The sequence below is a fragment of the Pseudomonas sp. MWU13-2105 genome (assembly GCF_023242315.1).
GTDB lineage: Bacteria > Pseudomonadota > Gammaproteobacteria > Pseudomonadales > Pseudomonadaceae > Aquipseudomonas.
Map to the genome: position 1 here is coordinate 184,132 of NZ_JALLIY010000010.1, position 12,817 is coordinate 196,948.

At 62.3% G+C, this 12,817-nt stretch carries 10 protein-coding genes and 1 pseudogene; 7 read left to right on the top strand and 4 right to left on the bottom strand.

The annotated features are described in order from the left end of the window. Positions 1–90: 90 nt before the first annotated feature. Positions 91–1,671, bottom strand: a complete 1,581-nt coding sequence (locus M5B96_RS16530) for a diguanylate cyclase (RefSeq protein ID WP_248797807.1) — start codon at positions 1,669–1,671, stop codon at positions 91–93. Between the two features lie 195 nt (positions 1,672–1,866). Beyond that, positions 1,867–3,492 carry an NADP-dependent glyceraldehyde-3-phosphate dehydrogenase gene (locus M5B96_RS16535; RefSeq protein WP_248797808.1) on the bottom strand — a complete coding sequence of 542 codons (1,626 nt, stop codon included), beginning with the start codon at positions 3,490–3,492 and terminating at the stop codon, positions 1,867–1,869. A 177-nt stretch (positions 3,493–3,669) separates the two neighbouring features. On the opposite strand from M5B96_RS16535, the gene M5B96_RS16540 reads away from it, so the two are divergent. Then, positions 3,670–4,299: a LysE family translocator gene (locus M5B96_RS16540; RefSeq protein WP_248797809.1), complete on the top strand. Its 630-nt coding sequence runs from the start codon at positions 3,670–3,672 to the stop codon at positions 4,297–4,299. A gap of 47 nt (positions 4,300–4,346) precedes the next feature. Here the strand turns inward: M5B96_RS16540 and mrdA are convergent, their stop codons facing one another. Then, positions 4,347–6,239 (bottom strand): penicillin-binding protein 2, encoded by a 1,893-nt coding sequence (gene mrdA / locus M5B96_RS16545; protein WP_248797810.1) that lies wholly within the window; start codon positions 6,237–6,239, stop codon positions 4,347–4,349. A gap of 660 nt (positions 6,240–6,899) precedes the next feature. Here mrdA and M5B96_RS16550 point away from each other — a divergent pair. Together M5B96_RS16550 and M5B96_RS16555 are read left to right on the top strand one after the other, a co-directional pair. Then, complete coding sequence (locus tag M5B96_RS16550) at positions 6,900–8,024, top strand: MFS transporter (protein ID WP_248797811.1); 1,125 nt, start codon at positions 6,900–6,902, stop codon at positions 8,022–8,024. A gap of 107 nt (positions 8,025–8,131) precedes the next feature. Next, entirely contained in the window at positions 8,132–8,515 is a 384-nt protein-coding gene (locus tag M5B96_RS16555; RefSeq protein ID WP_248797812.1) for a nuclear transport factor 2 family protein, read from the top strand. Between the two features lie 49 nt (positions 8,516–8,564). On the opposite strand, the gene M5B96_RS16560 is transcribed toward M5B96_RS16555, so the two are convergent. After that, positions 8,565–9,530 (bottom strand): aliphatic sulfonate ABC transporter substrate-binding protein, encoded by a 966-nt coding sequence (locus M5B96_RS16560; protein ID WP_248797813.1) that lies wholly within the window; start codon positions 9,528–9,530, stop codon positions 8,565–8,567. Positions 9,531–9,698: 168 nt separating this feature from the next. On the opposite strand from M5B96_RS16560, the gene M5B96_RS16565 reads away from it, so the two are divergent. From M5B96_RS16565 to M5B96_RS16580, 4 genes and pseudogenes are all read left to right on the top strand, one after another. After that, positions 9,699–10,874: a hypothetical protein gene (locus M5B96_RS16565; protein WP_248797814.1), complete on the top strand. Its 1,176-nt coding sequence runs from the start codon at positions 9,699–9,701 to the stop codon at positions 10,872–10,874. After that, a pseudogene (locus tag M5B96_RS16570) lies at positions 10,871–11,223 on the top strand (gamma-glutamylcyclotransferase family protein). The gene M5B96_RS16565 and the pseudogene M5B96_RS16570 overlap by 4 nt, the downstream one beginning before the upstream one ends. Positions 11,224–11,317: 94 nt before the next feature. Beyond that, on the top strand, positions 11,318–12,064 hold the full coding sequence (locus M5B96_RS16575; protein WP_248797815.1) for an SDR family oxidoreductase: 747 nt from the start codon (positions 11,318–11,320) through the stop codon (positions 12,062–12,064). Between the two features lie 121 nt (positions 12,065–12,185). Then, entirely contained in the window at positions 12,186–12,776 is a 591-nt protein-coding gene (locus M5B96_RS16580; protein WP_248797816.1) for a GNAT family N-acetyltransferase, read from the top strand. The last annotated feature ends 41 nt before the right edge of the window (positions 12,777–12,817 follow it).

A 12,817-nucleotide genomic window follows, 5' to 3' on the forward strand; every position in this document is an offset into this window, starting at 1 on the left:
TGGTGGTCAATCTCGAAAGAAATCCCCGAAAGCGTCGGGGGGGCGTGGCCTGGGACGGCGCTCCGATGCGTGTCGCCAGGGGCCGTCAGTCTAACTGTTCGGTGCATCCGATGGGGGCTGCTCATCGTCGCGCACCACCCGGTTGCGCCCGCCATCCTTGGCCCGATAGAGGGCCTGGTCCGCCGCCTGGAGGGTCTGGGCCACGGTCTGCCCGCCCTGGGGCCAGCCGGCCACACCGAGGGAGATGGTCACCGGAATGCCGTTCGGGCTTTCGGTGTAGGCCATCGCCGTGCGCAAACGCTCGGCCACCAGGGCCGCCTGGGCCAGTGGGGTGGAAGGCAGCAGCATGAGGAACTCTTCACCGCCCTGGCGGCAGAGCACATCGCTTTCCCGGGAATGGCGACGGATCTGCTGGGCCAGGTGTTGCAGTACCAGGTCGCCGGCGCTGTGCCCGTAGCTGTCGTTGACCTGCTTGAAGTGGTCGATGTCCAGGGCGATCAGCGAGAACGGCTGCTGGCGGCTTTCCCAGTCGTCGAGGATCAGTTTCAGGCCGCGCCGGTTGGTCAGGCCGGTCAGCGGATCGGTGACGCTTTCCTGATTGAGCCGACCCAGTTGCTGGTGCAGCGACATCAGGGCTTTCTGCATGGTGTTCTTCAGCTGCGCGGCCTCGTAATACCAGGCCCGTACCTTGCTGACCGACTGGCCGGCGCTGGAGGAACCCCAATACTGGGTGGAGTTGGCCAGTTGCCAGAGCGGTTTGCTGATCAGCGTCGAGATCCACCAGATGCCCAGCAGTGACAGCAGCAACAGCGGCACGGCGTAACCGGCGACTTCCAGCATCAGCCGTTGCAGGCCCTCCAGGGTGATGGCCGTGGGGCGCTGGCTGATCACCCCCCAGCCGATCCGCGGCACTGGCGCATAGCCGGTGAGCATGTCGACACCCTGGGAGTTGTGCAACCGCAGGCTGCCGCTCTGGCCGGCGACCACCGCATCGATGGCCGGGTTGCCCTTGACTACGTCACCTACGCGCGCGGGATCCTGGTGATAGATCAGTCGGCCCTGGGTATCGACCACGTAGAGGTAGGTGCCGTCACGGTAATACTGTTCGCCCAGCAGCGAGTGCAGGATATTCGGTTCGTTGAGGTAGATCCCGGCGCCCAGATAGCCGAGGTAGTTGCCTTCGGCGTCGAAGACCGGATGCGAGATCTGGATCATCAGGTGCTTGCTGGAACCCATATAGGGCTGCGAGATATTCGGCTGGCGCCGTGAAGTGGCCTGGTGAAAGCCTTCGCTGTTGGAAAAGGTGCCCGTCAGGTTCAGGTAGCTGGGGGAGGCGGCGATGATCTGACCGTCCGCGCGGATCACCGTCACGGAGTTGAAGCTGTTGGTCTCGCGGCGCAGCCGGTGGGCCTCCTGCCACAGCTGTTGCGGCTGGTCCCAGATCGCCGGGAGCAGCGCGGCGCTGAAGGCCAGTTGTTGCTGGGCCGACTTGAGGAAATTGTCGGTGGTATTGGCCAGCTTCAGCGCATAGATCCGATTGGCTTCCAGGGTTTGTCCCATCAGGAAGTTGCGCTGGGTCTGGTAGCTGGCGAAGAACAGGTTGCCGGCGGTCAGGGTGACAACCGAAAGCGACAACAACAGGATCAATCGGCGGAGGTCGATGCGTGGCATGGATTTCTTATAAAAATAATGGCGGGCCTGGGCCGCCTGAGGTGCAATGATAGATCAGAGCGACCGGCAGCCCTATGGGCCTGGCATAAAAAATCGATGCCGCGCTGCAGAAGCCGGCGCGGTTTGACTGGACCGCACGTCGTTGCCAGCGCCGGCAAACCAGCTCCCACCGGCTTCCACCGGTGAGCTGAGGCGTCAGAAGATATAGTCAGTGGTCAGGAAGGTCGAGTCGCGGTTATGGATGATATCGCTGATCAGCGCCTTGTTGCTGTCCTGGAACTTGGTCGCCACCAGGGTGCGGATTGAAAACACCCGCAGCGCATCGTGCACCGAGAGCGTACCCTCGGCCGAATTCTTGCGCCCGTTGAACGGGTAGGTGTCCGGGCCGCGCTGGCACTGGGCGTTGATATTGATCCGCCCGACCTGGTTGGCGAAGGTGTCCACCAGTCGGCCGACCTCGGCCGGATCGGTGCCGAAAATGCTCAATTGCTGGCCGAAATCCGACTCCAGCACGTAGTCGATTGCGGTTTCCAGGTCGCGGTAGGGCACGATGGGCACCACCGGGCCGAACTGTTCCTCCTGGTACACGCGCATCGCCGCATTCACCGGGTAGAGCACCGCCGGATAGAAGAACGAGGCGCGGGTCTGGCCGCCGTCTCGGTTGACCACCTTGGCCCCCTTGGCCTGGGCATCGGCGACCAGGGCCTTGAGGTAGTCGATCTTGCCGGCTTCCGGCAACGGCGTCAGCGATACGCCGTTGTCCCAGGGCATGCCCGGCACCAGGGTTTGCACCTTGTGGTTGAGTTTCTCGATAAAACCCTCGACCACGTCCTCGTGCACGAACAGGATCTTCAGTGCGGTGCAGCGCTGGCCATTGAACGACAACGAGCCGGTGACGCATTCGTTGACCGCGTTGTCCAGGTCGACCTCGGGCAGCACAATGGCCGGATTCTTCGCATCCAGGCCGAGGGCGGCACGCAGGCGGTGGGGCCTGGGGTGGAGTTTCTTCAGGTCGCTGGCGGCCTTGTTGGTGCCGATGAAGGCGAAGATATCGATCTTGCCGCTGGCCATCAGCGCGCTGACGGTTTCCCGGCCGCTGCCATAGATCACGTTGATCACCCCGGCCGGGAAACTGTCGCGGAAGGCCTCCAGCAGCGGACGGATCAGCAGCACGCCGAGCTTGGCCGGCTTGAACACCACGGTGTTGCCCATGATCAGCGCCGGGATCAGGGTGGTGAAGGTTTCGTTCAGCGGATAGTTGTAGGGACCCATGCACAGCGCCACGCCCATGGGCACGCGACGGATCTGGCCGAGGGTGTCCTGTTCCAGTTCGAAACGGCTGGAGCGGCGGTCGAGTTCCTTCAAGGCATTGATGGTGTCGACGATGTAGTCGCAGGTGCGGTCGAATTCCTTCTCGGAATCCTTGAGGTTCTTGCCGATCTCCCACATCAGCAACTTGACCACCGCCTCGCGCTGCTCGCGCATGCGCCGCAGGAAGGCTTCGACATGCTGGATGCGCTCGGCCACGCGCATCGTCGGCCATTCGCCCTGGCCGCGGTCATAGGCGCGAACCGCGGCGTCGAGGGCACTGAGGGCAGTCTCGGCATCCAGCAGCGGCGTGCTGCCGAGGATCACTTGCTCATCGCCGCTGGCGGTGGCGAGGTACACCGGGCTGCGGACCTGGGCCAGCGGGCCGTCCCAGTTGCGCAGGGTGCCGTCGACCAGGTATTCGCGCTGTACCAGCTGGCCTTCGAATCGATATTTTTCCGGGATGTCCGCGGCGGCGGGAAACAGTGAGTCGAGCAGCTTCTGGTCGGTCATGAGGCTATCACCCTGTCTGATGGAAAGGACGCTGAAACGCTTCAGTGCGAAGCCTTGTTTTATCACGAAACAGCTTAGCCGCGTCCAGTGCAAACGGCTGGCTGGCCTACCGGCGGTTGAAGCGCGGCGGTGCTGGCCGCAGAATGACGCTCATTTTTCCTTTTCAAGGCGACCTTCATGACGCTGGCGACGTTGTTCCTGTTCCTGATCAGCTCGGCGGCGATCATCGCCATGCCCGGCCCGACGGTGTTGCTGGCCTTGCACAACGGCTCCAACCACGGCGTGCGGGCGGCGGCCTGGGGCATGGGCGGGGCGGTGCTGGCCGATGCGCTGCTGGTGACGGCGGTGGCCTGCGGCCTGGGGATCCTGTTGCAGGCCAGCGAGACGCTGTTCCAGGCGGTGAAGTGGCTGGGGGCGGCGTATCTGGTCTGGCTCGGCTGGAAAATGCTGCGCTCGACCGGGACCTTGGCCGAACTGCCGGTGGAGCAAGGCTCGAACCGCTCCGTCGGCTTGTTCATGCGCTGTTTCGTGGTGGCGCTGACCAACCCCAAGGCGCTGCTGTTCATGTCGGCGTTCCTGCCGCAATTTATCGACAGTACGCAGCCGCAGTTGCCGCAATATGCGCTGCTGGCCGTGGTGCTGACCTTGCTCAACGTCAGCATCATGCTGTTTTATGCGCTGTGCGGCGCGCGCTTGTTGAGCCGCTTGCAGGGCGGCCATCTGCGGGCGTTCAACCGGGTGACCGGTGGTTTGCTGATGACCTTGGGCGGGGTGTTGGCGTTTTATCGGCGGGGTGTGACGACCTGACGAGTGGGGTTGTTCTTGAGGGCCTATTCGCGGGCAAGCAGACTCAACTAAACCTTCGGATCCTCATGGGGCTTGAGCGGTCGCGCATATTCAGGCTTGAGCTTGCCATCCTTGTCCAGCAGCCAGGCATCGAGAATCTCCCGCACCACGGGCCCGGCGACCCGGCCACCGGCCTCGCCGTTCTCGATCATCACCGAAATCACGATCTGCGGGTCTTCCGCCGGGGCAAAACCGACGAACAAGGCGTTGTCGCGATTGCGTTCCGAGGTCTTCAGGCGGTCATAGCGCTCGCCCTGTTTGATCGCCACCACCTGCGCCGTGCCGCTCTTGCCGGCGATGCGATACTGCGCGCCGACGGCCGCCGCCCGGGCGATACCGCGCGGATCGTGCATCACCAACTGCATGGCGTAGTTGACCTGTTCCCACTGCCGGGGGTCATGCAGCACGATATTGGGAATCGGATTCTCGTCCACCGGCGCGACCTGGCCGATGCTCCGGGCCAGATGCGGGCGATTCCACACCCCTTTGTTGGCGATCAGGGTCGTGGCCTGGGCCAGTTGCAGCGGCGTAACCTGCATATAGCCCTGGCCGATGCCGAGGATCACGGTCTCGCCGGGGAACCAGGCCTGGCGCCGGGTGGTACGTTTCCACTCGCGTGACGGCATCAGCCCCGGCGACTCCTCGAACATGTCCAGGGAGACCTTCTGCCCGACGCCGAACTTGCTCAGGTAATCGTGCAGGCGGTCGATGCCCAGCTTGCTCGCCAGGTCATAGAAGTAGGTGTCGTTGGAGCGCATGATCGCCGCGTTGAGGTCGACCCAACCGTCGCCGCTGTGGTTCCAGTTGCGGTATTTGTGGTCGACATTGGGCAACTGGAAGTAACCGGGGTCGAACACCCGGGTGGAGGGGGAAATCACCCCGCTGTCCAGGCCGGCGATGGCCACTTCCGGCTTGATGGTCGAGCCCGGGGCATAGAGCCCGCGCAGGGCTCGGTTGAACAGCGGGCGGTCGAGGGAATCGCGCAGGGCCGAATAATCCTTGGCGCGGATCCCGGTGACGAACAGGTTCGGATCGAAGCTCGGCTTGCTGACCATCGCCAGCACCTCACCGGTTTTCGGATCGATGGCGACCACCGCTCCACGGCGGTCGCCCAGGGCCTTCTCGGCGGCTTCCTGCAGGTTGATATCCAGGCTCAGGACAATGTTCTTGCCGGGAATCGGATCGGTGTGCTTGAGCACCCGCATCACCCGGCCCTGGGCATTGGTCTCGACTTCCTCGTAGCCGACATGGCCGTGCAACTCGTTTTCGTAGAAACGCTCGATACCGGTCTTGCCGATGGACTGGGTGCCACGGTATTCCACCGGGTCCAGTTGCTTGCTTTCCTTTTCGTTGATCCGACCGACATACCCCACCGAATGGGCGAAATGATCGCCCAGCGGGTAATGCCGGACGAACTGCGGCTCGACCTCGACGCCCGGCAGCTTGAACTCGTTCACCGCCAGCAGGGCAATTTGCTGTTCGGTCAGTTCATAGAGCAGGGTGACCGGCTCGAACGGGTGGCGCGACTGCTTGAGGATCTTGGTGAACATCGTCCGGTCTTCTTCCGGCAGATTGAGCACACTCATCACCGTGTCCAGCACCTGGCCGACGTCACCGGCGCGCTCGCGGGTCAGGGTCATGTTGAAGCTGGGCTGGTTGTCGGCGAGGACCTGGCCGTTGCGGTCGAGAATGAAGCCGCGTTCCGGCGGGATCGGCAGGACGTGGACGCGGTTGTTTTCCGAGACGGTGGAGTTATAGGAAAACTCGGTGACCTGGAGGAAATACAGGCGGGCGACCAGGCTGCCGGCCAGCCCCAGGACCAGGATGCCGCAGGCCAGCAAGCGCTTGTTGACCAGGCGCTTTTCGTTCTCGTGATCCTTGATATGAATGGGATCGGTCATGAGGAACCTGTTTTGTGCAAAGAAAATTGAATATGAACGGAGCTGCTAAAAGAAAAAAGTATATAGGTGGCTATTTAAATCGGCGCACACGATACCAAGAAGCGCCGGTTTCCGGGTGGTTATTCGCGAGCGCAGCGCTCAGCGGTCAGTGTCAATCAGGGCGCCTGCCTTCACCCTCGAGGGCGGGCAAGCGCTTGATGATGGTGGGGCAGCGAATCAGCTCTTCCAGTGGTTCTCGATTTTGAGCATACGGACCGCAGAGTCTCGATGACTCTCCCCGTACATTTTTACCGTAGACACAAAGCTTGGTTGCCCCCTGCGTGCTGCTCCAGGTCGTCAGATGCCTCCACCTTTCATCACCACGGCGTTTCACTTCTTCATCTCGACGGTCGGCGGCTCATTGCCATGATCCAGTAAGTCGACCCTCATCGATTGGCTGTTTTTCATGATGCCGTGGAAGGGGAGCTGTTCGGGAGTCTCGACGCCGATGAGGCATAACCAGTGCCTGACAGCGGCGCTGGGCCTATACAAGAAAATCAACTTGGCTGTCGGCGAACCGGTCTGGTCGAGCGGAGATCGGAGGATAGAAAGAAGTTGTCAGCGATTGTTTCAACCCTGCATGCTTGCGGGCTTCTTCCCCCCTGCGGAGACCTGTCCCAGATGCCTGCCGTGGCTGCCCACCCGAGCGACTCCGCCTCCCGCCGTTCCGCCACCGTCCTGGCCCTGTGCCTGCCCAGCGACGTGCTGCTCTACCTGCTGTTGCCGATGAACACCCAGGCCTTTGGCGTGACCCTGGCCCAGGCCGGGGTACTGCTGGCGGCCAACCGGCTGGTGCGGATCTTCGGTTACGGTTATGTGCTGCGGTATTACGCCCGCCACGGTGACCGCTCGACCCTGATGCTGGCGGCCGGCGGTAGCGCTTTGTGCGCCCTGGGCAACTCGCTGATCTCCGGCTTTGCCTGGTTATTGCTGCTGCGCCTGGTCTGGGGCCTTGCGTTTGCCGCGATGAACCTGTCGACGCAGGTGCTGGCGACCCTGGAACCGAGCGGTGCCGCGCGCCGGGCCGGGCGTTCGCGGGGAGTGATTGCCATCGGCCCGATGATCGCCTTGTCCGTGGGCGGCTGGTTGAGTCTGCACTACGGACCCCGGCTGATTTTCCTGCTGTTGTGCGGCGCGTCGTTGGTCGGCTTGTGGGTGGCGCGCGGGCTGCCGACGCAGGGGCATGAACTGGCGGCAGCTTCCGGGCGGCGCTTCAGGCGGCCGGATAGCGTGGCGCTGTGGTCCTTTGTCGAGGGGGTAGCGCTGGATGGGCTGTTTATCTTCGGCCTGTCGGTGCAGGCCTCCGCGGTATTGGGTGGCAATGCGGTGATCATTGCCGGGGTCTTGATGGCCCTGCGTTATGCCTCGGAAATGTTTCTCAGCCCCGTGGGCGGTCGCCTGGCCGACAGTTATGGCGTGGTGCGCATGTTGCTGCTGTTCTCGATCCTCAGTGGCCTGGCCCTGAGCGCCTTCGGCAGCCACTGGCTGATCTTCGGTGCCGCGGCGGTGCTGATTCTGCGAGCCCTGCAACTGCCGCTGGTGGTGACCCTGGTGGCCGAGCGCAATCCCGGTGCCGGACGGGTCCACGCCCTGGCCTCGAATGCGGTGTGGCGCGATATCGGTGCCGGTGTCGGTCCCTTGCTGGCGGGGGTGTTGCTGCCGGTGGCGTCGGCCAGTTGGGTATATTCCCTGGCCGGTCTGGCAATTGCCCTGAGCGCGCTGGGCTGTGTGATCTGGCGGCGCTAGGCGATTGGTACTGCACAGATCGGTCGGAATGGACCTTTCCATCGGACATTGGTGACCTTAGCCTCGGCGGGGTGATGAATGCCGATCACCCCTGCCAGGAGCTGACCATGCCGACCCTTGAAACCCTCGAACGCTTTATCGCCCAGGTCGAGGCGAATGCCCACGCTGAAGCGGTCGAAGCCTTCTACACCGCCGACGCGTCCCTGCAAGAGAACCAGGAACCGCCGCGAGTCGGACGTGACTTTCATGTCGCCAAGGAGCGGGCGATGCTGTCCCGGGTACGCTCCATGACCTCGACCTGCGTGCGTCCGGCTTTTCTCAATGGCGACCATGTGGCCATTCGCTGGATCTTCCGCTTCGAATGGGCTGACGGCAGCGTGACCCGCATGGAGGAAATCGCCCACCAGCGTTGGGACGGCGAGCGTATCGCCGAGGAACAGTTTTTCTATGACCCGCAGCAGCGGATACCTGTCCCTCGATCACTCGGCTGAGCGTTGTCATCAGCGCGCCGTCACGCTGCGAGGTGGTGTCTCCGGGTGGTCAGGGCTGCCAGATGCCGACGTCGCGGGTATTGATCTTCTGCGGTAGCAGGCCGGCCGCCAGGAACGCATCGGCAATCTGTTGCTGTTCGTCCAACTGGTCGGCCTTGACCGCCTGCACGTCATAGCTGCGATGGCGGTTGGCGGCTTCCACCGTCGCCACATCCAGGCCGCCCCACAGCGGGCCGAGGATTTCGGCGGCCTCTTTGGGATGGGTCTTGATCCACGCCGCGGATTTTTGCAGTTCAGCGAACACCTGTTTCAATACTTGCGGATGGGACTGGGCATAGGACGTGCTCGCCAGGTAATAACGCTTGTAGTTCGCCAGGCCTTGGCCGTCGGCCAGTGTGCGGGTCGGCAGTTGCCGTTGGGCGCCGCTGAGGAAGGGTTCCCAGGCGACCCAGGCATCGACCTTGGCGTTCTCGAAGGCGGCGCGCCCATCGGCGGGGGTCAGGTAGGCGGGAGTGATATCGCTGAATTGCAGCCCGGCCCTGGTCAGTGCCGCAATCAGCAGATAGTGGCTGCCGGCGGCCTTGGTCACCGCGACGGTCTTGCCCTTGAGGTCGGCCAGGGTCTTGATCGGCGAATCGCTCTTGACCACGATCGCCTGGGCTTCGGGGGAGGCGGCTTCCTGGGCGAAGTAGGTCAGTCGGGCCTTGGCCGCCTGGGCGAACACCGGCACCGTGTCGGCGACGTCCGCACTGATATCGACATTGCCGACATTCAACGATTCGAGCAGGGGCAGGCCGCTGGGGAATTCATGCCAGCTGACGTCGATATGTTCCTCGGCCAGGGCTTTTTCCAGGCTGCGCTGGTTTTTGAGCAGGGTGATCAGGGTCGAGGACTTCTGGTAGCCAATGCGCAGGGTTTCGTTGGCGTCGACGGTGGAGGCGGCCAGGGACAAGGCGATGCCCAGGGCTGAAAGCAATAGACGGGAACGGGTAACGCCGGGAACCAGGGCGACCATGGACACCTCGCAAAACATTAGTGGGAAGGGCGGGGCCGGTGGTCCGGTTCTTATAGCCTATTAGCACCTGGTGGTACTTCGTAAATAACATGTTCGTCTAACCATAGACGCTGCGTTAGAGAAGATGGCAATCTGCCGCTTCAGTTGCTCCTTAGGGAAGGTCTGTCAATGGATGAGCGCTTTGCACGCTTGAAAACCTCAAAGGATGCTTTGGTGTTGGCAGGCAATGCCCGGCGATCGGGTAATGTCGAGGTCCCCTCAGTGAGTATCGAGGGGGGAGCGCCGCCAGTGGCGGATGATGTAGCGCAACGGATGTTCGAGGGGTTCAATGCGCCGGACCTGGATTTTTACCTGTCATGGAAACCGGGTTACCAGCAGACGGTAGATCTGGTTCGCGAGGCTGTCGCTCGTGGGCAGGCAGAAGATATTTTTGATCTTGTCTGGAAGACCAAGGACAACAATGTCAGTAACGCCGGGTCAGGAATGCCTTCATTCGTGCTTATTGATGCGCTGAAGGACAAGCTGCTTGCGGTGATTGAGGCGATAGCCGAAGACGCAAGCCCGGAATGTTTTGACGCCATCGTCGAACGCTTTATTGAGTGGAGACAAGCGGGTGAACTCAAGGCCATTCCACGCTTGTTGATCGCCCGTGCATTTGCCACGCTGCATCCTCGGTTTTATCCGACAACTGTAGATGCGACAGTTCTGGACAATGCGTTGGAATGGTTTCGTGTCCACACCGGATTGGCAACGCTGGACAGTGAGAATTGGGCGTTCAAAGCGCGACGCTTGAGCAGGCATCTGGACCGCCTGTGGCGTTTCAACGATGACTTGCAACGCAACATGTTTCCCTGGTTTGTGCTTGATCAGATAAAAGGATACAGACGGACGGGGGAGCCTGAGGGGGCCGCGCCAGATTACCAACCGAGGCCTTCAAGTGCATACGCAGAATTACCGGCCAGCGTCCGCAAAATACGTCTGCGGCACAATGATCTACAAGAGGCACTGTACAAACAGCTGTGCCAGCAATACCCCAAGGAGCAGGTTTGGTGTGAGCGCGCTACAGGGTCGGGGGGATACGCCGACATGTTGGTCAAGCGGCCGGGGGCAGGCTGCCTGATCTATGAGATCAAGGTGAGCCATACCGCATTGGGGGCGGTGCGCGAGGCGCTTGGGCAGTTGCTCGAATATGCCTATGTGGACGCCAAGCACGGTTGCGAACCGGATGAGTTGATCATTGTTGCCGAGCCGGCATTGGATGCCACCACCGAGGGGTATCTGGCTCGGCTCAATGCACAGTTCCAGTTGAAGCTGCGGTATCACCGCCTGATCATGCCTGCATGAACGATCTCATCGAAACACCGGTACTGCTGTTTTCCTACGGCACTCTGCAGGACAAGGCCGTGCAACTGTCCAATTTCGGCCGCGAACTGGCCGGCAACGCCGACCGCATGCTCGGCTACGAGCAATCCTGGGTCGAAATCAGCGATGCCCAGGTCCTCGCCACCAGCGGCAAGACCCTCCATCCCATCGTGCGTCCCAGCAGCAACCCGGAGGACAGCGTCAGCGGCAGGCTGTTCCGGATCAGTACCGCGGAGCTGGCGGCCGCCGATGCTTAGAAGTTTCTGACTACAAACGCGTCTCGGTCCGACTGGCCTCGGGCCTGGATGCCTGGGTCTATGTGAGTGCTTAGGCAAATCCGTGCGACCTTTGGCGACTACACAAGAGCGGTCGTCGACAGGTATGCTTTTGCCGCAAGGCTACAGGTTGATTGAGGGAACGGGCTCATGGACAAAGTTATCGTCATCACCGGCGGCAGTCGTGGTATCGGTGCCGCCACCGCGTTGCTCGCCGCGCAACAGGGCTATCGCATCTGTATCAACTACCTGACCGGCGAAGCCGCGGCCCTGCGGGTGCTGGAGCAGGTCCGCGGGCTGGGCGCCGTGGCCATGGCCGTGCGCGCCGATGTCAGTATCGAGGATGAGGTGATCCACCTGTTCAACCGGGTGGACGCCGAGCTGGGGCCGGTCACTGCCCTGGTCAACAATGCCGGGACCGTCGGGCACAAGTCCCGGGTCGATGAAATGTCCGAGTTCCGTATCCTGCAAACCCTGAAGACCAACATCCTGGGGCCGATCCTGTGCGCCAAGCACGCGGTGCTGCGGATGTCGCCACGCCATGGTGGCCAGGGCGGAAATATCGTCAACGTGTCTTCGGCGGCGGCGCGTCTCGGCTCGCCCAACGAATACGTGGATTACGCCGCCTCCAAGGGCGCGCTGGACACCTTCACCCTCGGTTTGTCCAAGGAACTGGCGGGCGAGGGCATTCGGGTCAATGCCGTGCGTCCGGGTTATATCTACACCGAGTTCCATGCCCTGAGCGGCGATGCCGATCGGGTCAGCAAGCTGGAGTCGGCCATCCCCATGGGCCGTGGCGGTCGCGCCGAGGAAGTGGCCGAGGCGATTGTCTGGCTGCTCTCGGACAAGGCTTCCTATGCCACCGGGACCTTTATCGATCTGGCGGGAGGACGCTAAGTCGGTTTTTGCGCCGCTCATGTCGTTCGGGCGCATCGGCCCGGCAAGCGGACGTCTCACACTGTAACGCCGGCGCCAGGGTTTTGCCTGGCCGCCGACCGACCGTTACAGGGACCCCCGAATGACCGTTATCTTTCGTCCGGCGCTACGCGCGGACGCCCGTGAGATTGCCCGCCTGTTCCAGATTTCCTCGGAAGGGGCGTCCGACTATATCTGGAGCCAGTTGGCTGAAGGCGCCGAATCCTTGCTGGATGTGGGGGAGCGGCGCTATGCACGTGAGGGCGTGGACTTTTCCTATGAGAACTGCTGGATGGCCGAGGCTGAAGGCCGGGTCGTCGGCATGCTGCATAGTTATCCGATGTTTGAAGACCCGCAGGCAGCGCCGAGCACTGATCCGGTGCTGGCACCCTATGCCGAGCTGGAGATTCCCGACACGCTGTACATTTCCAGCCTGGCGCTGCATGAGCCCTGGCGTAACCAGGGCTTGGGCGCGCGCTTCCTGGAATATGCCCGCCAGCGCTGCCAGGCGCTCGGGCTCAAGGGCCTGAGCCTGATCGACTATGCGATGAACAGCGGCGCCTGCCGTTTCTACCTGCGTCATGGCTTCACGATTGTCGGCGAATGCCAGATCGTGCCGCATCCAATGATTCGCGTGACCGGCGCGGCGTATCTGATGCATTGGCCCCTGGATACGGCCACGGCTGATACTTGACCGTACCCCTGTAGGAGCTGGCCAGCCAGCTCCTACAGGAG

Coding starts and splice junctions, on each gene's coding strand:
- M5B96_RS16530 (WP_248797807.1), bottom strand. CDS start 1,671: ATGCCACGCATCGACCTCCGCCGATTGATCCTGTTGTTGTCGCTTTCG.
- M5B96_RS16535 (WP_248797808.1), bottom strand. CDS start 3,492: ATGACCGACCAGAAGCTGCTCGACTCACTGTTTCCCGCCGCCGCGGAC.
- M5B96_RS16540 (WP_248797809.1), top strand. CDS start 3,670: ATGACGCTGGCGACGTTGTTCCTGTTCCTGATCAGCTCGGCGGCGATC.
- mrdA (WP_248797810.1), bottom strand. CDS start 6,239: ATGACCGATCCCATTCATATCAAGGATCACGAGAACGAAAAGCGCCTG.
- M5B96_RS16550 (WP_248797811.1), top strand. CDS start 6,900: ATGCCTGCCGTGGCTGCCCACCCGAGCGACTCCGCCTCCCGCCGTTCC.
- M5B96_RS16555 (WP_248797812.1), top strand. CDS start 8,132: ATGCCGACCCTTGAAACCCTCGAACGCTTTATCGCCCAGGTCGAGGCG.
- M5B96_RS16560 (WP_248797813.1), bottom strand. CDS start 9,530: ATGGTCGCCCTGGTTCCCGGCGTTACCCGTTCCCGTCTATTGCTTTCA.
- M5B96_RS16565 (WP_248797814.1), top strand. CDS start 9,699: ATGGATGAGCGCTTTGCACGCTTGAAAACCTCAAAGGATGCTTTGGTG.
- M5B96_RS16575 (WP_248797815.1), top strand. CDS start 11,318: ATGGACAAAGTTATCGTCATCACCGGCGGCAGTCGTGGTATCGGTGCC.
- M5B96_RS16580 (WP_248797816.1), top strand. CDS start 12,186: ATGACCGTTATCTTTCGTCCGGCGCTACGCGCGGACGCCCGTGAGATT.